Annotated in this window: 20 protein-coding genes; 7 read left to right on the plus strand and 13 right to left on the minus strand. The window is 45.6% G+C overall.

The window, feature by feature from the left end; translation table 11 throughout:
• Nucleotides 1–507: 507 nt before the first annotated feature.
• From FEN17_RS18295 to FEN17_RS18325, 7 genes are all read left to right on the plus strand, one after another.
• Nucleotides 508–1,374, plus strand: coding sequence for a DUF3347 domain-containing protein (locus FEN17_RS18295; RefSeq protein WP_138366752.1), 867 nt, complete (start codon nucleotides 508–510; stop codon nucleotides 1,372–1,374).
• Nucleotides 1,375–1,394: 20 nt separating this feature from the next.
• Nucleotides 1,395–3,701, plus strand: coding sequence for a multicopper oxidase domain-containing protein (locus tag FEN17_RS18300; protein ID WP_138366753.1), 2,307 nt, complete (start codon nucleotides 1,395–1,397; stop codon nucleotides 3,699–3,701).
• Nucleotides 3,702–3,732: 31 nt separating this feature from the next.
• Complete coding sequence (locus FEN17_RS18305; RefSeq protein ID WP_138366754.1) at nucleotides 3,733–5,766, plus strand: copper-translocating P-type ATPase; 2,034 nt, start codon at nucleotides 3,733–3,735, stop codon at nucleotides 5,764–5,766.
• A gap of 67 nt (nucleotides 5,767–5,833) precedes the next feature.
• Nucleotides 5,834–6,331 (plus strand): DUF305 domain-containing protein, encoded by a 498-nt coding sequence (locus tag FEN17_RS18310; protein WP_171037950.1) that lies wholly within the window; start codon nucleotides 5,834–5,836, stop codon nucleotides 6,329–6,331.
• 107 nt (nucleotides 6,332–6,438) lie between these two features.
• The gene (locus FEN17_RS28065; RefSeq protein WP_138366756.1) at nucleotides 6,439–6,783 is read left to right on the plus strand and encodes a four-helix bundle copper-binding protein; all 345 of its coding nucleotides are present in this window, start codon (nucleotides 6,439–6,441) and stop codon (nucleotides 6,781–6,783) included.
• 251 nt (nucleotides 6,784–7,034) lie between these two features.
• Nucleotides 7,035–7,709, plus strand: coding sequence for a response regulator transcription factor (locus FEN17_RS18320; protein ID WP_138366757.1), 675 nt, complete (start codon nucleotides 7,035–7,037; stop codon nucleotides 7,707–7,709).
• Entirely contained in the window at nucleotides 7,697–8,995 is a 1,299-nt protein-coding gene (locus tag FEN17_RS18325; protein ID WP_138366758.1) for a sensor histidine kinase, read from the plus strand. Before FEN17_RS18320 ends, FEN17_RS18325 begins: the two co-directional genes overlap by 13 nt.
• On the opposite strand, the gene FEN17_RS18330 is transcribed toward FEN17_RS18325, so the two are convergent.
• The 13 genes from FEN17_RS18330 to FEN17_RS18385 all read right to left on the minus strand — a co-directional run bounded on the left by FEN17_RS18330 (nucleotide 8,964) and on the right by FEN17_RS18385 (nucleotide 23,738).
• A complete protein-coding gene (locus tag FEN17_RS18330) occupies nucleotides 8,964–9,377 on the minus strand; it encodes an EamA family transporter (protein ID WP_138366759.1) in 414 nt (137 codons plus the stop codon). The genes FEN17_RS18325 and FEN17_RS18330 overlap by 32 nt on opposite strands.
• Nucleotides 9,378–9,398: 21 nt before the next feature.
• Nucleotides 9,399–12,512, minus strand: coding sequence for an efflux RND transporter permease subunit (locus FEN17_RS18335; RefSeq protein ID WP_138366760.1), 3,114 nt, complete (start codon nucleotides 12,510–12,512; stop codon nucleotides 9,399–9,401).
• Complete coding sequence (locus tag FEN17_RS18340; RefSeq protein ID WP_138366761.1) at nucleotides 12,502–13,104, minus strand: phosphatase PAP2 family protein; 603 nt, start codon at nucleotides 13,102–13,104, stop codon at nucleotides 12,502–12,504. Before FEN17_RS18340 ends, FEN17_RS18335 begins: the two co-directional genes overlap by 11 nt.
• A gap of 28 nt (nucleotides 13,105–13,132) precedes the next feature.
• Nucleotides 13,133–14,059, minus strand: a complete 927-nt coding sequence (locus FEN17_RS18345; RefSeq protein WP_138366762.1) for an efflux RND transporter periplasmic adaptor subunit — start codon at nucleotides 14,057–14,059, stop codon at nucleotides 13,133–13,135.
• A gap of 20 nt (nucleotides 14,060–14,079) precedes the next feature.
• Nucleotides 14,080–15,399, minus strand: a complete 1,320-nt coding sequence (locus FEN17_RS18350) for a TolC family protein (RefSeq protein WP_138366763.1) — start codon at nucleotides 15,397–15,399, stop codon at nucleotides 14,080–14,082.
• 217 nt (nucleotides 15,400–15,616) lie between these two features.
• A complete protein-coding gene (locus FEN17_RS27780) occupies nucleotides 15,617–15,748 on the minus strand; it encodes a hypothetical protein (protein WP_262711561.1) in 132 nt (43 codons plus the stop codon).
• Between the two features lie 117 nt (nucleotides 15,749–15,865).
• Complete coding sequence (locus FEN17_RS18355) at nucleotides 15,866–17,050, minus strand: hypothetical protein (RefSeq protein ID WP_138366764.1); 1,185 nt, start codon at nucleotides 17,048–17,050, stop codon at nucleotides 15,866–15,868.
• Between the two features lie 159 nt (nucleotides 17,051–17,209).
• Complete coding sequence (locus FEN17_RS27865; RefSeq protein ID WP_310589769.1) at nucleotides 17,210–18,142, minus strand: helix-turn-helix transcriptional regulator; 933 nt, start codon at nucleotides 18,140–18,142, stop codon at nucleotides 17,210–17,212.
• Between the two features lie 71 nt (nucleotides 18,143–18,213).
• On the minus strand, nucleotides 18,214–18,786 hold the full coding sequence (locus tag FEN17_RS18365; RefSeq protein WP_138366765.1) for a GNAT family N-acetyltransferase: 573 nt from the start codon (nucleotides 18,784–18,786) through the stop codon (nucleotides 18,214–18,216).
• Between the two features lie 198 nt (nucleotides 18,787–18,984).
• Nucleotides 18,985–20,976, minus strand: a complete 1,992-nt coding sequence (mobC, locus tag FEN17_RS18370; RefSeq protein ID WP_138366766.1) for a conjugal transfer protein MobC — start codon at nucleotides 20,974–20,976, stop codon at nucleotides 18,985–18,987.
• A 12-nt stretch (nucleotides 20,977–20,988) separates the two neighbouring features.
• Nucleotides 20,989–22,281, minus strand: coding sequence for a relaxase/mobilization nuclease domain-containing protein (locus FEN17_RS18375; RefSeq protein WP_138366767.1), 1,293 nt, complete (start codon nucleotides 22,279–22,281; stop codon nucleotides 20,989–20,991).
• Nucleotides 22,266–22,658, minus strand: a complete 393-nt coding sequence (locus tag FEN17_RS18380; protein WP_138366768.1) for a plasmid mobilization protein — start codon at nucleotides 22,656–22,658, stop codon at nucleotides 22,266–22,268. The genes FEN17_RS18375 and FEN17_RS18380 overlap by 16 nt, the downstream gene beginning before the upstream one ends.
• A 198-nt stretch (nucleotides 22,659–22,856) precedes the next feature.
• Nucleotides 22,857–23,738 (minus strand): DUF8464 domain-containing protein, encoded by an 882-nt coding sequence (locus FEN17_RS18385; protein ID WP_138366769.1) that lies wholly within the window; start codon nucleotides 23,736–23,738, stop codon nucleotides 22,857–22,859.
• Between the last annotated feature and the right edge of the window lie 16 nt (nucleotides 23,739–23,754).

Here is a 23,754-nt window from a genome sequence, read left to right on the forward strand (position 1 = left end):
GTTACGACCGTCCGAATGAGATTGATTCTGAGTGTGCTAGCCGTTGCCTTTTTCCTGACCACATCAGGGGACAAAGCTTATGCGTGTCCGGGAAAGAAGTCCAGTCATATTGCGGAAAAGAAGTTCTGTATTAATGTGAGACAGTCAACCCGACGTGATCAAACATCTGGGAAGAGGTGTTGTGACTTACGCGCTCATCGGATAAAAACCGTAGGAAACATGCCTTGTGGGCATAATTGTGATCAATCTTGCTGTGATTGTAGCCATAGGATGACCCACTTTGCCTTGAAGGTGCCATCCACCGCAATTGTGCAATATTCGGAATCAGTAGAATTGAAAACCATCGCCTGGTTTTTTAGGGAAAGCGCTCCCAAACCCGTTTACCTCTCCCTTTTTATCCCCCCAAACATAAATCGTTTGATAGAGTGACGTCCAAAGTGCGTCCAATCGAAAGTGGTCTCGATTTTAGATTTCTTCCTGGTTTTCAAACATTTATGTTAATCTCACATGAAATCAATTCAAATATTGATGGCAATGCTGCTATTGCTGTCTTCCCCGTCATTGCGGGCAGAAATAAAGAACAGCGCAACCGAGTCTGTAAAAATCTCGGGATCGTGCGCGATGTGCAAGGAAGGTATTGAAAAAGCCGCCCAGCAAAAAAATATCTCCCAGGCCGACTGGAATACCCAAACCCAGATGGCAAAAATTACCTACGATAGTAAAAAGACGTCACTGGATGCCGTCCTTCGAAGGGTTGCATTGGCAGGTTACGACAATGCAAGTTATCTGGCGCCCGATGATGCCTACGGCAAACTGGCAGACTGCTGTAAATATGAAAGGGTTAGTAAGCCCAAAATAATGTCATCCGGTGAATTAGCGGCAAACCAGGCACCTGCTCACCAGCACCACGAAGGAACGTCCGAAACCAATGCTTCGGCAGAAATGAGCCCGTTAAGCCCTGTCTTGAAGGCCTATTATGCGGTAAAAGATGCCCTGGTAAGCTCAGACGGCAATGCCGCTTCGGCCAAAGCAACAGAGTTGGTGAAGGCGATCAAGGCGGTGAAAATGCAGGAGCTTGCTGACCAGCAGCATATGGTGTGGATGAAGGTGATGAAAGACCTGGCTTTCGATGCCGAGCACATCGAAGAAACCAAAGATGTTGGCCATCAGCGGGACCATTTCTCTTCGCTTTCCGAGAATATGTATAAGCTCGTCAAAGCGGGCAAGCCTGCACAGGCGGTCTACTATCAGCATTGTCCCATGGCCAAAGAAGGTAAAGGCGCTAACTGGCTGAGCCAGGCCGCTGAGGTAAAGAACCCTTACTACGGCGCGCAAATGCTGACCTGCGGCAAGACCACTGAGACAATCAAATAGCCGCTAAAAGGACGCACTCCATGAATTTCAAATTAAAAAATAGCCAGAGGGTATTGCTCCCTCTGGCGCTGCTACTTTTCGCTCCGTTTATACTGCGAGCACAGAAAGTCATCCGTTACGATTTGTACGTAAAAGACACAACGGTGAATTTTTCGGGGAAGGAAAAAAGGGCGATTGCCGTCAATGGACAAATCCCAATGCCCACGCTGACTTTCACAGAAGGGGACACGGCAGAGATTTATGTCCACAATGAGCTTGATGAACCGACCGGTCTCCACTGGCACGGGTTGTTTCTGCCTAACCAGTATGATGGTGTTCCTTATCTGACGCAAATGCCGATAAGGCCCCACACCACCCATCTGTACCGGTTCAAGATCATCCAAAACGGTACGCATTGGTACCACAGTCACTATGGCTTGCAGGAGCAAATCGGTATGTACGGATCAATGGTGCTAAACAAAAAGAAAGAGCCGGATATTCCCACAGTCCCGATCGTGCTCAGTGAATGGACGGATATCAAGCCCGAAAACGTGCACAGGATGCTGCACAATGCCAGCGATTGGTTTGCCATCAAAAAAGGCACAACCCAAAGTTACGCCGAGGCGATTGGCCAGGGATATTTCAGAACCAAGGTGCTCAACGAATGGAAACGGATGAACGCCATGGATGTGAGCGACGTGTATTATGAGAAGTTTCTGATCAATGGAAAGAACCAGTCCCAGCTTTCCCAGTTTAAACCGGGCGATAAGGTACGGCTCAGGGTCTCCAATGGTGGTGCTTCCACATACTTCTGGCTCACCTATGCTGGCGGAAAAATGACGGTTGTGGCCAATGATGGTAACGATGTTGAACCCGTGGATGTCGACCGGCTGATCATTGCGGTATCGGAAACCTACGACGTAGTTGTCACCATTCCAGAGGCAGTTGTTGGCAGTAAGCCCGTCTCCTACGAATTCCTTGCTACATCTGAGGACAGGATCGGCTCGGCTTCGCTCTTTCTGGGCGAGGGGGTCAAACAGCTTGCCTCCCCTTTACCCAGGCTGAAATACTTCGAGGGAATGAAGATGATGAATGGCATGATGAAAATGGACGGCAACCTGGACGACATGGGTATGAACATGAGCCTGAACCAGATGGACATGAACCTGGTGATGTACCCCGAGATTTCCGGCCCGCTTAAAGGGAAGCAGATGAAGAAAATGTCCGACATGCCGGATATGAAGAAAGACAGCGGCATGACGATGGATCATTCGGCGCATGGAAGTATGGCAGGCAAAGACGCGAACATGTATAACAGCAATGCGCTTTCTTCGATCAAGACGCTGAACTACGCCCTTCTCAAAGCGCCGGAGAAAACCGTTTTGCCTGCCAATGCTCCTGTGAAAGAGCTCAGGTTTGTACTCACCGGAAACATGAACAGATACGTATGGAGCCTTGACAACAAGGTGATTTCAGAAACAAATAAAATCCTGATTAAAAAAGGCGAAAAGGTGCGCATGATCATTTACAATAACTCGATGATGCGCCACCCGATGCATTTGCATGGACATGATTTCAGGGTCCTCAACGGACATGGCGATCGTGCCCCGCTTAAAAATGTGATCGACATCATGCCGATGGAAACTGACACGCTTGAATTTGCAGCCATAGAAAGCGGCGACTGGTTTTTCCATTGCCACATCTTGTACCACATGATGAGCGGAATGGGAAGGGTTTTTTCATACGAGAATTCGCCGCCTAACCCCGAAATCCCTAATCCAAAACTGGCGCAGCGCAAGCTGAATGCAGATGACCGCCGGTTTCATTTCATGGCCGAAAACGATATAGCAACCAATGGCAACGACGGCGAGGCCATGCTTCAAAATACCCGTTGGAGCATCGGTACCGAATGGCGGTTAGGTTACAACGACCACCACGGCTATGAGACCGAAACGCACATCGGCCGATACATAGGCAAAATGCAGTGGCTGATGCCTTTTGTAGGCTTCGACTGGCGCTACCGGAAAATGGGAATGGGCGAATCGGAAACGAATTTGTTTGGTCAGCGCAGTACAAAAAACCAGCGGGCTATGTTCAGCGCAGGCGTGAACTATACTTTACCCATGCTTATCACAGCGCAGGCCGAAGTATTTATGGATGGCAACCTGCGTTTTCAGTTAGAACGGATGGATATTCCCGTATCCAGACGCATTAGAATGGGCTTGATGGTCAACACCGACAAGGAATATATGGCCTCCTTGAAATACATCTTCATGCGGTATGCAGGCATCACAGCACACTACGACAGCGACATGGGTTTTGGTGTCGGGCTCACATTGAATTATTGATCAACGGGTCAACCATTTGAAATTCTTAAACATGGAATACTATCATCACCATCAACCTTCGAATCCACAGCCGCCCGGCCACGAGCATCATATGATGCCAGCCGATAAGCAAGCAGGGCACGACAAACATGCCGGTCACCATACGCAGGATTTCCTGAAACGATTCTGGATATGCCTCGCCCTGACCATTCCGATATTGCTCTTCTCGCACATGATCCAGCAGATGTTAGGGTTTGATCTAGCGTTTGCTGGCGACCAATATCTGGTCTTTGCATTAAGTACGCTCATCTACTTCTACGGCGGCTGGCCTTTTCTGGCCGGGCTGGCCAGCGAAGTCAGGAACAAGAACCTGGGAATGATGACCCTGGTTGCTGTCGCCATTACTACGGCATATGTGTATAGTGTCGCCGTGGTTTTGGGCCTGAAAGGCATGGACTTTTTCTGGGAACTTGCCACGCTGATTGATATCATGCTGGTGGGGCATTGGCTGGAAATGAAATCGCAGATGGCCGCCTCACGTGCATTGGAGTCACTGGTAGCGCTGCTGCCCGACGTGGTCCACGTTGAACGGGAAAATCAAACCATTGATATCCCTTTGAAAGATTTGCGGAACGGAGATGCTTTACTGGTCAAACCCGGAGAGAAGATACCCGCCGACGGCGTAGTCACGGATGGAAAGTCATATGTCAATGAAAGTGTACTGACCGGGGAAAGTGCCCCTGTGCAAAAAAACAAGGATGACAAGGTGATTGCTGGCGGCGTCACTGGCGATGGCGCTTTGAAAATCAGGGTTACAGGTGCCGGGCAGGAAACCTACCTTCAGAAAGTGATCGGAATGGTCAAGGCTGCGCAGGGTGCCAAGTCCAATACGCAGAACCTGGCCGACAAAGTTGCCAAATGGCTGACATTGGTTTCGATTACGGTGGGTGTGATCACATTTATCGTGTGGTTTTCTTCGGGTCAGGATTTATCATTTGCCCTGGAAAGGATGGTAACGGTCATGGTGACCTCCTGCCCCCATGCACTGGGCGTTGCCATCCCACTTGTGATCGCCATATCAACCACGCTTTCGGCTACACATGGATTGTTGATACGCAACCGCACGGCGTTCGAGAATGCCAGAAAGCTTACCATGATCATATTCGACAAAACGGGGACACTTACCAAAGGCTCTCACCAGGTACAGAAGATTATTTCTCTGGACAAGCAGCTCTCCGGCGATCAGGTCCTGCAATATGCCGCCGCATTACAGCAGAACTCTGAGCACCATATCGCCCACGGGGTAATTCGTGAGTTGAAACAGAAAAATCTGGAACTCTGGCAATCGGCAGATTTTGAGTACATGCCTGGGGTTGGGGTAAAGGGTACGGTCGATGGTAAAGAAATTGTAGCCGCCGGGCCTAACTATTTCAGCCAGCAAAACTTGCCAATGCCGAGTGTGCCGGATGACATCGATCAATCTATTGAAACCGTGAATTTTGTGCTGGCAGAAGGGAATCCTGTCGGCATCATCACTTTTGCCGATGCGATACGTGAGAGCGCACCGGAGGCAGTTGCCGCACTGAAAGAAATGGGTATCAAAACCTTCCTTCTAACTGGTGACAATGAAAAGATTGCAGAAGCAGTCAGCAACAAGCTCGGAATGGACGGTTTTCTGGCAGGAGTTCTCCCGCATCAGAAGCAGGACAAAGTGAAGGAATTTCAAACAAAAGGTGAGATAGTGGCCATGACTGGCGACGGGGTAAACGATGCGCCAGCCCTGGCACAAGCGGATGTGGGTATCGCAATTGGTTCTGGAACAGACGTTGCTGCCGAAACGGCCGATATCATTCTGGTGAACAGCGATCCAATGGACGTAGTGCAACTGATCACGTTTGGCAGGGCCACTTACAGGAAAATGGTTCAGAACCTGGCCTGGGCAGTGGGGTATAATGTCATCGCAATCCCTTTGGCGGCAGGCGTACTTTACCCAACATTTATGTTAAGCCCTGCCATGGGTGCTGTGTTGATGAGTGCGTCGACGGTGGTGGTGGCGATCAATGCCAAACTGCTTAGAATTCAATAACCGAAAACGACTATTAATAACATAAACCAAATTCACCATGATGAAAATGACTTTCAAAATTTTGACAATGACTATTCTCACCGGCTTGGCGACTGCCTGTTCCGATGATAATGAAAACAAGATCCAGGTGCAGCCGCACGATCAAAACCAGATGATGGCCATCATGCACGATATGATGGATGATATGAGCGACATGAAAATGACCCAGGATCCGGACATAGACTATGCCATGATGATGAAAATGCACCATACAGGGGCTATTGAAATGGCAAAGTTGGAATTAACATCAGGCACGGACAACGAAATGAAGACAATGGCGCAGTCCATCATTGACGGACAAAACAAAGAGATTGAGCAGATGGACGCATTTTTGGCAAAAAATACGCCCGCAACAATGAATATGGAATTTCACATGCAGATGATGGAAGGTATGGAGCGGATGGGTAAACAAGCTGACTTGCAAATCATCAATGGCAACACCGATCAGGATTTCGCGACTTTAATGATTGGTCACCCTCAGAGTGCTACCGAAATGGCGCAGATGCAGGTAAAAGCAAGGAGATGAAAAGTCTTTCGTCCAATATTATTATGGAGCAAAATAAGGAGATAGGACAATTTCAGGCCTGGCTGCTGAAAATCAGAAACAATAAATAACAAACAAAACCTATAACTATGATAAATCAACAATTTGAAAATTGCATCGATGCATGCGCTGCCTGCGCCGTAGCGTGTAGCTATTGCGCGACCGCGTGTTTAAATGAAGAAAATGTTGCACACCTTAAACAATGTATCCAGCTGGATTTGGAATGCGCGTTGATTTGTCGGGCGGCTGCGGAAGCTATGAGTTTAGGAAGCAGTTTCAGTGCACATTTGTGCCGGATTTGTGCGGATGCATGCAATGCTTGCGCACAAGAGTGCGAAAAACATGGGGCTATTGGAATGGAGCATTGTAATGCATGTGCGGAAGCTTGCCGTAGATGTGCCCAGGCCTGTGAAGAAATTGCTACGCCAATTTGATAAATGGTTTGATGGATCGGCAAGCCTGATGAATCTCTGTATTCGAATTGATGCCTGCTATCACCTGGTTTTGGTAGCAGGCATTAGTATATGCTCTAATGAACAATTTTAACTGTTCATTTAAATGAACTTTCCTGTTTACTTCAATGGCGCAATCTCTCTAAAATTAGTTCAACAGAAAATCTTCAATTTTAGGGAGGATCTTGTGCTTTATCTATATCCAGGCAAAAAGGTCTTTGGCGAATACAAATATGAAACTCTTACTTATTGAAGACGAAGCGGATTTAGCTACCGAAATCAAAAACTATTTGATTTCCAATGATGTAAGTTGCGAATGGGCTTGTGATGTCGAAAGTGCTCTTGAGAAACTGGACTTATTCGAATATGACTGTGTCCTGCTTGACCTCTCACTTCCGGACGGTACCGGCATGTTTGTACTGGAACATCTCAAGAAACTCGCTAGACCGGAAGGCGTAATCATTACGTCGGCAAAAGATTCTCTTGAGAGCAGACTAAAAGGCTTGCAGCTGGGCGCAGACGATTATTTGATTAAGCCTTTTCACCTGGCTGAACTTCTTGCAAGAACTCAGGCCCTTTTTCGAAGAAAACATTTTTTAGGAAGCAACATTATGGCACTTCATGAAATAGAAGTTGATTTAATGGCCAAGTCGGTCTCTGTCAGTGGGCAGCAGATTGATGTTACAAAAAAAGAATTCGAGCTTCTACTTTACCTGGTTGCTAATAAAAATAGGATATTATCTAAATCTTCGCTTGCGGAGCATCTTTCAGGAGATATGGCGTATATGCTCGACAACCACGATTTCGTGTATACCCATATTAAAAATCTGAAAAGAAAATTGATCCAGGCAGGCGCAAACGACTACATCAAAACCGTATATGGGCTGGGTTATCAATGGGTAATGTAAGAAGAAAACTACTTCATGAGACGCTAAAAGGTTACGTGCTGTATGCAATCGCGATTGTTTTGCTAAGCACTCCATTCTTTTATTTGGTTATCCAAAAACTTCACTTGGACGATGTCGATGAAACCCTCTTGCTTCGGACTAAGGAGTTTAAAAAGTATACTATCCCTGACTTGCAGACTTCTGAAATTGACCAGTGGAACCGGTTTAACAGGGATATGAAAATTGTGAAGTCTGACAGGCTTATCCTCCGGGACAGTCTGTCATTCCAATTCATCTACGACACCCTGGCCAACGAACTGGAACCTTACAGAATACTAACATCACCTGTTACAGTTGAAGGAAAACCTTTCGTTGTGTCGACAAAAGTCGATTTGATTGAGTCCGAAGACCTGGTTCTGAGTCTGGCGCTACTTTATAGCGGTTTATTACTGTTACTTCTGACAGGTCTTTTTTTTATCACACAATACTACTCCAAAAGGCTGTGGCAGCCGTTCTATCGGACTTTATACGCCGTCGAGCAATTTGAGATTGATAAAACCCAGGTGCCGGAACTAACATCTACGGCTATCGAAGAGTTTTATCGTCTTAATCAGGTCGTCAGAGGCCTTGTTTCAAGGAGCAGACTTGCATTTTTGAATCAGCAGGAATTTATAGAGAATGCCGCACATGAATTGCAAACGCCGTTAGCCATCTTCCAATCAAAACTGGATAACTTCCTTCAGCACCCAGACCTGACGGCCAGTCAACTTCAAGCGCTGGGGCCGCTTTATGATCTTCTGGCACGACTGAACCGGATGAACAAAAATTTGCTAGTACTCTCAAAAATCGATCACCAGTCATACGATGCTATCGAACCGGTTGATTTGGCAGCGTTGCTCAAAAAATCGGTTGATTTTTTCGAAGATCAGGCCGTCGAGAAAGGTATATTCCTAGAAACTCGATTCATAGAGGTTACCTGGGTTAACGCCAACATAGCGCTAATTGAGATTCTTATCAGCAATTTACTGATGAATGCAATCGCGCATAACCGCCCGAATGGAAGCATTGAGATAAGTTTGAATAATTCGGAACTCATCTTTCGCAATACCGGAATTAGCACTGCGATTTCAGATGATAAATTATTTCAGCGATTTGCCAAAACAGACAGCACTTCCAAAGGAAACGGTCTGGGGCTTTCGATCGTAAAAAGGATCGCTGATTTGTATGGCTGGCAAATATTATATGAATTTGAAAATGGGTTTCACACGTTCGCGATCAAAATATCAACCCAAGTGTCCCCGCAATGATCAAAATCGCGCCTATCAAAGTCTTTAATGTCAAAGCTTCTTTCAGAAACAGTGCTGATAACAGGATCGTCAATGCGACGCTCAACTTATCTACGGGTGCCACCTGCGTCACCTTGCCAAGTTGTAACGCCTTGTAATAGAAGATCCATGAAAGACCGGTTGCTAGCCCGGACAATACCAGGAACAATAGCGTGTGCTTTGATAATGCTGTGATCCCATTAAACTCTCCCCGTGAGACTACCAAGCCCCATGTGACGACCAGAATAACCACTGTGCGGATGGCAGTTGCCAAATCAGAATTAACATTGGTAACACCGATTTTGGCCAGGATCGCAGTAAGCGAAGCAAAAATTGCAGATAATAAAGCGTAAACCCACCACATATAAACTGTGTTAAACGATTCCTATTCTTGATTTTCAGGCCGGTTTCGGTATATGATCCGCAGTAACGTCGGGAATACCAAAAGCAACATCGGAAGCCCCACAACAAAACCCCCGATTACAGCCACAGCCAAGGGCTGTTGCATCTGCGCTCCCAGACCCAGTCCCAGGGCTAGAGGCATCAGCGCCAGTATTGCACCGATCGCAGTCATCAGCTTAGGTCGGATCCGCAATGCGATGGCGTAGTTAATCGACTCGTCGAGCTTGCCGGACTGCCGCATATTCGAGCGGAATTGTGCAACAGTAAAAATGGCGTTCTCTGCCAGAATACCGACAATCATAATCAGGCCGGTGTAGCTGCTTACATTCAACGGTATGTCCATTAAATTTAGCGCGGTAATACATCCACATATGCCCATCACTGAAATAAATAAGAGCAGTAACGACAGCAGCCACTCCTTAAAAAGGAACATAAAAACGCCGAACACAAGTAATGAGGCAAGCGTAAGTATAAGTAGCAGCTCATGAAAAGACTGTTGCTGTTCTGCATACGCTCCGCCGTATGCAACAGTGTAACCTTGTGGCAGTGCCAGTTTGCTACCAAGTTGCTGCTTTATCTCAGCAATAGCGCTTCCCAGGTCCCGGTTGTTTAGACGGGCGGTGAGCACGACAGACGACTTTAAATTCTCCCTGCGCTGCTCTGTCTCCCCGGAAAAAATTTCCACACCTGAAAAGAAAGTGAGTGGCCTGGTTGTTCCGTCCGGAAGAAAAATTAGGTCGTTTTTGATGTGCTCAATATCGTTTTGTTTTAAATCGGCAAAACGCATCACGATTCGTCTCATCTGCTCACCGTCCTGCATTTGTCCTACCTGAATACCTGCGGTCATCGCTGCCTGAGCCGGCGAGGGAACCGGCTGGTTTGCGTTACTGCCCAATGTAATCCCCCCGGTATATGCTGCCAACTGGGCTTGAAAGTCCAGCAATGAGATTTTGTATTGAGCCAGCAGCGCCTGATCTGGGGTAAAAACCAGGGCTGGACCGGCAACGCGCAGCCCATCGTTAACATCTTCCACGCCCTGAATCTGGGAAATGACTCCCGCTGCCTGTTTTGAGATTTTTTGCAGAGATGCATAGTCGTCACCGAAGAATTTTACTTCTATGGGTTGGGGAGTACTCATCAGGTCGCCTAGCAAGTCGGCGATCCGCTGACCGAATGAAATATTGAGAACGGGTTGCCGGGTGCTGATCTGCCGACGTAGTTCATCGATCACTTCGACGGTCGTTTTTCTGCGACTCTTTTTTAGCTGGATCGAATAATCCCCATAGTTCTGAGGAACTGTGGCAAAGGACATTCGTATACCTGTTCGTCGGCTGTATGTTTCTACATCCGGATGTGCAATGATGATTTTCTCAGCTTCTTGAAGTACCCTGTCTGTTTCGGGCAACGAAGTGCCAGGGGGCATAAAATAATCGAGCACGATCGTACCTTCATCCAAGTCGGGTAAAAATCCTGTTTCCAGTCTGCCGTAGCTCCACCAGCCGCATAAAATAAAAACTGCAACCAGTAAAATAGCCGCCAGCGGTTTATCAAAAAACCAGGTCAGCCATCTGAATTTCTTTACCTGATAATCGCCCGTGACATGATGGGCTGTTTTAGGTGCTTTGAAACCGATCAGAATATGAAAAACTGGCAACAGTAGCCATGTTACGAGAAACGAAGTGACCATCGTTAGCTGCATGGTATCAGAAAGTTCCCGGAAAAAACTCCCGGCCAGTCCGCTCATCAAACGAAACGGAAAGTGGATAACAATTGTGGCCAGCGATGAACCGATCATGGCCGGAAAAAGATCACTGATCGCTTCCTTTACCACAGTAACCCGGTCCTTTTCCGGATGGTCTTCGTGTTTGCGGTATATCTGCTCTATAATCACAATTGCATCGTCGATAATTAGCCCGATCGATGCCGCAATCGCTCCAAGGGACATAATGTTAATCGATATTCCTGCCAGATAGAGTACAAGCATCGTAAAGCCCAGTGTTACCGGAATCGTCATCATCACAGCCAGGCTTGCACGCCAGGACCGCAGAAAAAGAATCATAACCAGTATGGCAAGGATCAGACCTTCGTAGATCGTCTTGATAACGCTGTCAATACTGTCACCAACAAACGCCGCCTGGTTATAATAAGGTTTGAGCACCATGCCGTCCGGCAGCTGCTTCTGAATTTCTTCGGCTTTCTGCGTGCATTCTTTTGCAAAATCGATCAGGTTGATGCCCGGCTGTTTGATTAGATCAATCAGCACAGCATCGTGGCCGTTGGCATTTACGATCAGAAATTCGACCTGTTCTTTGACTTCCACGTTGGCGATATCTTTGAGTCTAACCAGCCTGTTGCCGTCGTTTTTAATGATCAGAGCCCCAAGCTCGTTAACATCCATCAGCCTAACGTCCGTCAGCGATAAATAAAGCCTGTCAAAATCTTCAACGGGACCATTGGACAGGACGTAATTGTTGTTGTTGAAAACCGTACTGATCATCGCAGGAGTGATCGCCAAAGTTGCCATTTTAGTAGCGTCCGGCGTGATAACGAACTCCTTGTTTTTTCCTCCCCGAACCACCACATTGGATATTCCCGGAACCTGCGAGAAAAGCGGCCGCGCGATCAGGTTGGCCTTATCTCGAAGGGCTACCAGGCTGTGGTTGTTGCTTTCCAGGGTATAGCCAAATACAGGAAACACCGACTGGTTCATCGCCTCGGCTGCGATGTTAACGCCCGGCGGCAAAAAGTTTTTGATTTCGTTGATTCTGCTTTCCAGCTGGGTTTTGGCATTATAGACGTCGGTATCCCAATCAAAAAAAACATCGATCACACAACTCCCGCGACTTGTAGAGCTTTTGACTACCTGCACGCCCCGGACCTTTTTTACAGCGCTTTCCAGTGGTTTGGTCACCGTAATCATCATACGGTCGATTGGCTGCTGTCCTGCATCGGCAATTAGTGTGATACGCGGGAACACCACTTCGGGGAAAAGGTTGGTCTGCATGCGGGTGTAGGCGAAAACGCCCGCCATGGTTAAAAGCAGGCCTACGAAAAGGATTGGCTTTTTGAATATTTCAAAATAATTTTTACGCTCCATGGATAGGGCCGGTTATCGGTTCTGCTTTAAAAAAGAGTGGGATCAATTCAAAATATGTCCTGGCGAGCGCATAGCCTAAAACTGGGCTTATCAAGAGAGGCACAAGGACATCTGAGGGGAAGTGGACGCCAAGGTACACCCTGCTATACGCGACAGACAATGCCCATAAAAACACAATAGGGATCAGCCAGCCTAGCTTTTTTCGGACTGTAAAAAACAGGTAAAAGGCGAAAGCGAAAACGTTCATCGCATGGGAGGAAACAAAACCGTAGCTTCCTCCGTGATAATTGTTGACATAGTGAAGCATCGAATTGAGGCCCGGAGTATGGCTTGGACGAAGGCGATGAAAAAGCGGTTTGATTAAAGACGACGCGAGCTGATCACTAATGATGATCACAAGCACAGCGACCGCAATGTGGATCAACGCCCTTTTTTTTAGTTTAAATGCCAAAACAGCAATTATCAAAATATAGAAGGGAACCCATGTGAATTTTCCGCTGACCATCCACATGATTTGATCAAGTGCCTGCGTGTGGGCTTGGTTAATTTTGATTAGCCACGCAGTATCCAGGTAATGAAATAGGTCCATCATTTCCAGCAATTTTCAAAGTTTTGAACCTTCATTTTACTATACTGATCAGTGCAGTATCGGGCAGGCCGTAGCCTCCCGAGCGAATAATCCTGTCCGATGGGGTGAATTTTGGAGAAACAACCTCTATATTTTTGGTATCCCTGTTCCCAATCCGCACACCCACCTTTATTGCGGTGCTATCATTGATTAGCTTCATTACCCAATATTCTTTCATCATCTCATCGCTTTGTACTGCTGATTTTGGAATGAGTTGCTGACTGCTGGCCTTTGATTGGCTGACTTTTACTTTTACGATCATGTTTTCTGGTAAAAATAAATTTTGAGAAGAGGTGGCCAGAATTGTCTGGGTTTGGGCCAGCACATTCATTGAAGTTAGCGCCTTTGTAAAGTGGGCATTAAAACTGCTGTTATCAGGAAGGGTAATTGTACAATTTGTGCCGGTTTTGGCATATGTAGCATATTCAAATGGCACATTCACCTGGAAAGCCAGGTCGCTGCTTTCAGCAATAGTACATAGCGGACTGCCTTCAAGTACATAGTCGCCAGGCTGCTGCTTGTCAAGCGTGCTGATAATACCCGAAGCAGAGGCTCTGACCTTGATAATACCAAAGCCCGCCAATGTTGAGTCAATCTTCGCCGGATCATTGCCCAGTGCGCGGCTTTCTTTGGATTGGAGGATATACATGACGTCACCTTTGGTCACCCGGTCACCTAATTTGATGTTTACGCCGTTGATAAAGGCCGGAATTGGTGCGGTAACTATATTTCGTTTAAGGTAAACGGTAGTGCCAAAAAGTGTCAACGCATCATCAACAGAGCCCTGGCCCATGTGGGTGATCTCGACCGGAGTCTTTGGCGTCAATTCGATTGGCGTTTGCGTCTCGCTGGTAGTTCCGCAACTCGCCAAAAGGCAAACAGAGGATGCGGACAAGATGTAAAAAAGGATAGTTTTCATTTTAAATAGGATAGTTTGGCCTACCAGTTCCAATAGTTGTACGCATTGATTAGCACCTGTTTTTGTGCGGTCAGCAATGCCAGGTCCCGCTGGGCTGTCGCCATATTTTTCAAAGTGGTCAAATAGATGACGATCGATAGCTGACCGGTGAGGATCTCTTTCTTGTATGTGTTAAGCAACGTGTTATATTCGGCTAACTGTTCGCTGGCAAGGTTCTCCCGCTCATTGTACGAAGCAAGCTCAGACAGGAATTTCGCTTTCCTTACGGAGTTCTGATTAATGAAATTTTGCCGGTTGAATGACACTGAGCCCAAAAGTATTTGCGTCTTTTTGCGGGTAAAAACTTTTTGATGCCCGTCAAACAAAGGGTAAACCAGGCTCAGGCCAGCACTGGCGCCAAGCCTTTGGGGAATTGTGGGCGCATAAATGGCATTGAGGCCTGCACTGGCAAAAAGGTTTAGCTGAGGTTTGTATTTAAGCTCAAACACAGTTTGGGACGAAGCCAAACTCGCGCTATCCAGGTCATATTTGGCCAGGAATAGAGAGTGGGCCGGTGCTGCATTCAATTGCAGATCGGCGGGAACTAGATCTATCAGGGTTGTATCATTAATCCCGCTCAAAATATTCAGGTCCATCAGATCCCTGCGATAAGATGCTCTATATGTTGCCAGCAACGATTGGGTACTCGTATATTCGATATTTAAAAGACTAAGGTCAGACCGTTTGTAGATGCCTGGCTCTACCAGTTTTGCTACAATTGCCTTTTGCCTGAGGAGCAATTGGCCCATCTGGTCCACATACCGGATTTGCTGTAAATCCTGCTGGCAGAGAATGAACTGGTCGGTAATTAATTTTTCAATATCATGACCGGAGATTGCAGCCAGATTGCGGTTAATCTGTGCATTGACCTGGAACTGTTCACCAGCAATTCTGGCGCGGGATTTATTGAAGAGCGGCTGCGTAAGAGACAGCTGTGCGATGTATTGACCTCCATTCGATGCGCCAAGATCATAACCAATGTAATTAGCGGCGCCGTTTGAATTTGGTTCGAAACGGGTTGTGCCCTCGTTCGTAGAAATGACCGGTGCAAAGAGATATGTTGCTGTAACAGCAATTTGCGGTTTGGTGTAGAAAGCTTTAAGGCGATCAACTTCTGCCAAATTTGCCTCGGCGAGGTTATTATTATCGTTAATCAGCGGGCTATTTTGTTGCGCATGACTAATGTAAGAACCGAGGTCACGTTGGGCCAGCACCTGGCCCAACGTGATGATAAGCAATGCGAAACAAACTTCACAGAATCGTAAGAGTGGCTGTATCTGCGGCGAGATCTTTGTTGTCATTCGCGAGTTTTTTATAAATCACTCGCAAATTTTGAAGGCAATTTTGAGGAATTTCTGTATTGCCGTCAGCACGCGGATGAAAGAAATCATCACAGTTCACGCTAAATAGAGGCTGGGGCAAAACTGATTTGCTTGTTCAAACTACTATCTGCGAAATGAAAAAGGCTAGGAATAATCCTAGCCAGTAAAAGTTACATTCACTAAAAGCAGTCATAAGCTAATCGCCTTTTTTGTGCTTATGTTCTTTCAAAGAAGGCGTATTGCCTTGTATTTCTTTATTATCCCGCTGCCTTTTGTCTGGCTCTCCCGTCGACTTGGCAACTTTTTTAGGTCCTGTCTTGATTCCCATGTCTATTATAGTGTTAAGTTCAAATTAATACTTTTCAAAAGTCAAAAAAGCTATGCCATTGATCTTCAATGGGATTATGTCAATTGTGTCACCAGCCATAAATATCAATTTCTTCCATCATAGGTCCTTAATTTGCTCCATTAATCGGGTCATTGTCTCAATTAGCAGAGATTTATCCCTTTCCTCGACAGTATAGCTTTTCACCCGCAAACTGCTGTGAGAAATGTCTTCTCGATGTGGCGTGGATAGATGTGGAGCGACCGATTGAAAAACAGCTGATAAGGAGCGTGCTGATATGATATTTGATAAGTCGGCGGCTTTTAAAAAAAGTGAAAGTTGATCAACGGTAAGATTACACATGATCTTATCTGAGGTCTTTCTTTCATAGTTTTTACCAGTTTTCGATGGTTGTACATCTACCCGAGTCATTTCTGCTGAGCATGATTTTGATTGGAAATCGATTTCCTCAATGAACCAGGCATTAATAGTCAGGCTCAGGTCGTCGAAGTGATTGTCGAAAATGATGTCTTTCATGACAGGAATCTGATTGAAGATTTTCTGTAAAAGGGCAAGTTTTTGGGTGTCTTGCGAGGAATTGCAAGAGTGTTTCAGTATGTCGGAGAATTTGGAAGTCAGATACTTTACAAACAATGGAGAGTTGAAATTTCTCTCAATCAGGACCATTTCCAGATGGTCGAATGCTTCGGGCATTTCCAGGAGATCAATTGAGTGAGTGACCGCATGACTTACGCTGGCCCAATAGTCAAGCTTACGCATTGTGATCTCGCCAGCCCGATGATCAACGAAAATATCACTGAATGATCGAATCACCAGCTCCGATAGTCCGGGATTATTTTTCATGATGTCGCGATTTTCCAGGTTGCGTAAATCATGCTTCTGAGAATCAATACTGACCATATTCAGTGGTGTATCCCGATCCACAAGATTTTTGTAACGCTGTACGATAAACGCAGATACTTCACTGAGGCAAGAAAAGACGCTTTGCAGTGCGAGCCGGAAATTGTCAGCTTGGGTAGGGAGTCGATTTAGATTATCGCTGGCAATTCTCATCAAGTTCAGCGATGCAGAAAGGTAGTGGTTAACTGACTTTCTGATTTGCCTGTTTTTCTGTTCTTGAAATACGAAGTGTTTGAATAAACGGATAAGCCTCTTCTCTTCCTTGGCAGCCTTGTCCACGATCGCAATCGATTGATCGTTGTCCAAATTCTCCGGCTTTGTTCTCTGCGGATCAAGCTCATTAACCATCTGGTCTAGCCATTCCAAAGCATACTCCTGTCCCATACAGTATTTGTTAGTTCACCACTAAGTGTCTGGGACAAAACTCTGGAATTTGGGTGATGAAATAAATACGAGAAAACTACTATTTAAATGCTTCAAGCCTACGCAAAAAGACGCAAATCGACTACGCAAAAACACGTATTTCGGCCTCAACTGCATGAATTAGCCGTTTTCCCAAATTTCCAATCGATTGAGTAATTCAACTCGATTTGAGACACCAAGCTTCTCAAACACATTTTGGATATGCTTGCTAACCGTACGCTCCGAAATATAAAGTTCGTCGGCAATCAGCTTATAGGTCTTGCCACTGCGTACCTGGCGAACGATATCCTTCTCACGCGCTGTGAGCCCAACTGTGCCAAGATTGATCTCAAAGCGTTGGGAAGGCGATATGCCAGTTGCTTCTAATTGACGGATCATTTGCTCAATAAGATCAAGCTTGGACAAGGATTCATTGCCATTTGCACTCGCCAATTTTAACAACTTATCGTATTCTTGTCGACTTTCACGGATTGAGCGCCGGATAAATAATACCGTTATGACAATGAAGCCTACGTTGGTAAGAAGTGCTTCGGGGACTTGATGGATTCTGAAAAATGCGAAGAACGGAAGCGATGCCCATGGAACAACCGCGAGATATACGGCTGTCACCTCGAAGAATCTCCGATCTTGAATGTCCTTTTTATATTTCGCCTGGATTGACTGTTGAATCAGGAAAAGAAGGATCAGCGCATATCCGGCCGGTATCACCATACCGTAGTTTATGGCTGTATCTATGTTTCCATCGAATAAGAACTTGCCAGGAAAAATTATCGCGAAGGGCAGTAAGATAAATAGCGGAACGCCGTATAATGCGTGCCATCGCAACCGCGCGAGCTCAAAAGCTTTGTAGAAATAGTAAGGGAAATATGCACCCATGAGGAAACCCATCCCATAAGCGATTGCGTACTGGACAACCAGCGAAGGTGATGGCAGGTTTGGGTCAGGAAAGAAGCCACTCGCAATATTTTTAAGAATCAGGAAGAATAGCAACCCTACATAATAAAGCCTGTGCTTATCCTGCGGATGACCTAGATAATAGAAAATCTGGTACACGAACATAATGAGTTCGAGTATGATAAATATAAGCGTGACAATGTGCATGTCCGTTCCACCAACCCGCATCTCTATTGACCATTTCTAATGAGAAAAAGATTATATCCAAAGTTTAATTGATTATAGACATCGAGTCCAAACTTCTTATACCAAGGCAGATTTTTCATCGTCGATGTCTCCAAATAGACTGGTCTTTTCATCCGCTCAGACTCGGCGAGAAGCTCAGACATTAGCTGTTCTCCGACACCATTGTTTTGCATAGATGGCTGCACGCCAATAAACCATAGATAGTATATTGGGTGTGCTGGATAGTTCTTGGAAATTTCCTTCTCCCGATTGATTGCTCTTGAAATGTTACCAAATCCGATTCCCGTAAGAATGAGTTTTACCTCTAACCACAGCGATTTTAATGTAGTCTTTTTTCGCTCCGGGAAGGAAATCAATGCGCAACCGCTCTTATCGTCCGATAAGTAAACCTTCCCAAACATCCTGCAAGTTTCATAAGAATACTCCATCAGCGCACGGATTCTTTTAAGCCGCTTGTTGTCCGCAGGAATGAGATAGTTAACACTTTGATTGTCCTGGAAAGACTCTGTAAGGATGCTGACAATGAGCCCCTTGTCTTCTGAAGTTGCCTCTTTCATAGTATAAAAATTGGTGTAAATTAATATCCTATTTTTAAGAAGAGGGACTGCAAACTACGTAAATAACAATCAAAGTAAGTTATAGTTATTAGAAAAATATTAGAAGAAATTTTGAAAAAACTAGACGGATTTATCTATTCTGTTGATTTTAAGCAGTATTCATTTTGTCCAATTCTTGGCTTTGTAAAACAAGTTGCTTTAATTCTTGGCCTTATTAATAATTAGGTGGCGGAGCTCAGAATCTTCGGCAATCCGATTGATCTCACTCTCCGCAATTCGTTCAACATCCTGCTTGATTTGCCGATAATTATGTTGGACAATGGATGAGTCAACCTTTCTAACTGTGGGTAATTCGGACTGATAATTATTACCAGCGAATGGATTTTCCGTATTTGTAAATTGTGAGTGAAATCCTTTTAAATCAATCCGCTCATTGGGATTGTCAGCAACAAAACCTACAAATTCGCCAGAGCTTAAGGACGATATAGTCGAGGGTGGAATCGCAGCATCAAGCTGCTGAGACTTGCTGACCGAAGTATCGGTTCTATTGATAGACAAACTTGTTCGTCCCTGCAGGATTTTACCAAATCGTTCCGACAGTTGCTTCGCGGTTTCCCCACTCACTTGCCCACTAATAATGTTACCAGTGATATTCATAATTACTTCTGCGTAGTCTTTCCCATAATCTTTTTTCAGCTGGCTGAAATCCTGGATACCAATTGTCGTTGCGACTTTGTTGGACCTGGCGGTAGCTATAAGCGTATCCATACTGTTGAGGTATATAGTAGGGAACTCGTCGAAAATCAAGCTGCTTTTAGATTTATTGGGCTGGTTTACCAGCTTGACTAATCGGGTGATATACAGGGACAGTACTGCTCCGTAGACCTGTATTTTCTGCGGGTTGTTACCCATGCAGACAATTTTTGGAGCGTCAGGATCATTGATATCCATGGTGAAATCATTGCCTGATAACACATAGTAAAGCTGCGGCGATGCCAGGCGTGCGAGGGCAATTTTCGTAGATCCGATCTGGCCTTCGAGCTGTTGCATTGCCTCATTTTCGTATGCAGTAATGAAAGGATTGATCAATACTTCAATCTCACTATCCGCCCGTAGGATCGTAAAGAGACGGTCGTAATCTAACTGCATAAGCTCGATGACATGAGGCAAAGAACAGAATTCGCCGTCACGATAACGGCACAAAAACCAGATGACCGCTGTCATAAAGTTGATAGACGATTCGACAAAGAAATCGCCTTGGCGCTTGATCCATTCCCGGTTCAATCCCATCAAAATAGTGCGTGCTGATTCAACTGCATCGGTGATGTCAAACATGCTCTCAGGACTCAATGGGTTGCACCTATGGCTACGTGACAGATCATCGAAATTGATTGTATAAAAAGCCGGCTCGGTCGGAAAACTAGACTTGTGTTTGATCCACGCATTGTATGCTAGCAGGGTCAAATCACTGTATTTGAAATCGTAGACAAACATGGAAAAGCCTTTTTCGATGTGTTGAGCGATCACATGCCGAAAAACAAAAAATGTCTTTCCAGACCCTGGCGATCCGCTAACCAACACCCCCCGAAAGGGATTAATGATATTGATCCAGCTCTGCCGTCTTTTGCCCTTGTGACGGTATTCTGCCGGAAGGTTGATCGAGTATTCGTTTTCTAGAAGTTGTTCAAATTGCGGAAAACTTTCATTGTCTTTATTAAAAATGTCGCTGCTCAAACGGGCCGTAATCAGTCGCGAAAACTGGCTGCCTCCTGACAATATCAGCAGAAAACCAATCGCGGTGCTAATCATATATAGAACTGATTTCAACTGCACCTCCACAGCTGTTTTAAGTATGATCACACTTAATAAATAGACGGCCAGCCCAGACAAAACCTTGATCAATGCAGGCTTAGCACGAATATCTTCGCCCTTTTTTCCTTTCACTCCAACAAGCGAAATGATTAAAAAAATGAGCGCAAGAATCTTCGTTTTGCCAAATGATGAGAAAAGTCCTGCGGCCAAAATTTTATCCAAAATCCGATCGGAGATCGAATATGTCAGATGCCAGTGTTGAAAAGCCTGGTAGCAGAAATAGTAAAAATGCAATGCAAGAATTAGTATGCTGATCATGCGCGTCATGTCAGTTATTTTGCGAAGACTTATGTCATTTTCGCCAGTGTTGGATGCCATGTTGGAAGTCGTTTAGAGTGATTGAGAAAAGCCCTTTTTCTTTTTTCGCTTGTTGCCACGAAGACTCGAAGGCGTAAAACCATCTTGTTTTACAGGGTCAAAAAGTGAATCTTGTTCGTTCTGGATTGCCTTATCGCTTCCCTGATCTGTGGCAATCACTGCAACATTTCGGGAGTTTACAATCTGACCTTGGCGAGTTGATTCGCTTCCTATTTGCTGAGACTGCAAACCCTGGCTAAGGGCCAGAGCATCCAAGCTCACACAGCGTTCCTGGATGGCCTTCGCACTGTAATTCTTCCCGAGAGAACTCCCGTTAAATACTGCCTTTGAGCGGTGATCAACATAGGTTATACCATACATCAGACCGGTTTCATTCTTTCTGAGGATGGTGTCGATTCCATCTCGTTCGAGAATATTTATTAGGCGATCCAGTGTTACATTCGACTTTCCATACAGTGTGAAATCAATCGCGTTTTTGACTCTTAGCTTGTCTGTTTGCCGCAATTGATCGTTAGCTTCAAACCTGTCAAGCAGGTATTTTAATGTCGGTTTTTGATGAAAGTCGCTAGCCTTTATAGGCACACCGACCCGTTCGCCCTTTGCATTCAGCAGCCGGTAGTGAAGCCCACCTTTCTTGAAAGTTCTGGACTCTTCATTTCCGCGATCTGCCGCCACATTGTAGCGGTTCAAGACGGCATTTAGCTCGGGAATGGAAGTGAATTTATATTTGCCGATAACTCCAGAAAGCACGTTTGAAATTGCCCTTTTGGTCTCAACCTTGCCATAATTCGCGCCGACCAAAGCAGGTTTCAAATGTTCAGATTGCTGTTGCTTTTTGCTTGAAGCCTTCACCAAATAGAAGTCGTTTTCAATCTCTTTCCTGGCCCTTTCTGATTGGTTACGCCCGATGTTTTGCGTTTCAATCCGGCTTCCATCATGTGCAACTTTCACGGAGACGATGTGGATATGGGGATGACCGGCATCATGATGTTGGTATACTAAAAACGGCTGGTCACCGAACCCAATCTTCTCCATATAGGATTGCGAAATCTCCTTCAATAGAGACTTCGAGTGCTGTTCAGACGGATCAAAATTTAGGGAAATATGAACGCTATTTCGTACCACATTGGTGTTCAACGCAGCCAGTTTTAAGAGCATATTTAGACGCTGTTGCTCGCTCAGATTGGCGGCATCATCCGGGTAGTTTCCGGCCATAATACACTCTGCCAGGCCCTCCTTTAACTTATTCTCATTGTAGTAAAAAGTACTGCGGATCGACGCTCCCGTCTTTATGATTGCAACCATATTTTCGAGGCTTTACTGATGTAAATATTGATCTCATTCACCAGCTCGATCAGGCGATTTTTATCACCCTCGTAGGTTTCCAACCAGCTGCTGAAGTCAGCAATTTTAGATAGTGCATGTAGCCGTTTGACGGCTTGATTGAGGTTATTTCCAGCCGTACTCAGATCGCGACGGAGGCGCGTCAGTTCAACCATCACCTCGTCAAATAACTGATTCCGGTGGTTGACGATAACCGGCTCGGAAAGCAATACTTTCCTTGCGTACTCGCTTGTCCTCCGGCATGTTGTTCTTTGCACTTTCCGAAGAAGCTGCTGAAACTCATCTGGCGTTAAGCGGACATTCAGCATCTTGATTCGATTGTTGTTGTCTTTCTTCATCACACTATCATTTTCACGTTTCGACATTCATTTTTCATTCAATCCCGCCAACGACTCCGGAGTGTTTAAGCGGGCCAGATCCTTAGTTTGTAAAACAAACTGACATCTGGCCGATTGCGGATAAGAGGCAATCATTTCAGCCTTTTGACAAGTCGCCGTTGATATTTTCTTCAATGAAGAACTTCAATGTTAGCGGAGTCAGGTGATGCTGATCAGCCAATCGTTGAGATCATTGAAGCCGTCATATAGCAAGCTGGCGTCGTTGTACTTTTCACTGATCGCTTTCGCCGCCGCACTGCATCTGATACCCGCTTTGTCCCGATCGAGGTAAAGGTTAATTTGCTCATGACGTTCGAGAAACGGGCGCGACCTTTCAAAGAGGGAAATGGAATTCAGGACTACATGGTTTTCGGGAACTTCGACCGTCTGGGTCATGATGGTCTTGTACGATAAAAAATCAAACATCCCTTCGAACACTGAGACAGTCGTGGCACCAACATCAATGGTGGTTATGTCTTTCGGACTGCTCGCAAGCTTTGTAAATGAGTTGCGCAGCTCGTAACCACCTGAATCATTCTGCAAGCCCAAGGCAAAATTCCTCCGGTCACCGACTCGGTAATTCACCTGCCTGCAATATCGCTTGGCTATTTCTTCAAACACACATCTTGACGAGATGTAACTGATTAGCGATTCACTGCTTAAAGTCGCCGTCGATAAAATTTCCAGTGGACTTTTAGTAACATGCATCACCCTTGGAACAGGTCTCGGTCGTGGCTTGTGAAAGGATAGATAATCCGAAAATAGATTGACCACTTCGCGGACGGTACACTGATAAAACAGTATTGCAAAATCGACAAGGTTCCCACCGCTACCCAGCCCATGATCATACCATCGATTAAGATTTCTGTTGACCTTGAATGAGGCAGTTCGCTCACTTCTAAATGGCGAAAAATACCAATGGTCGACATTTCTGATTTTGTCTGGCTCGAACCCGAGCTCCAATAAATAATCCACAATGTCCAGTTCCTTGATTTGGGCCAAGGTCAAAAGCCCACCATTTCCCCTCGTTCTTTCCCTCATTTTGCTCAGTGTTTTG

It is taken from the genome of Dyadobacter luticola, from assembly GCF_005860805.1.
Classification (GTDB): Bacteria; Bacteroidota; Bacteroidia; order Cytophagales; family Spirosomataceae; genus Dyadobacter; species Dyadobacter luticola.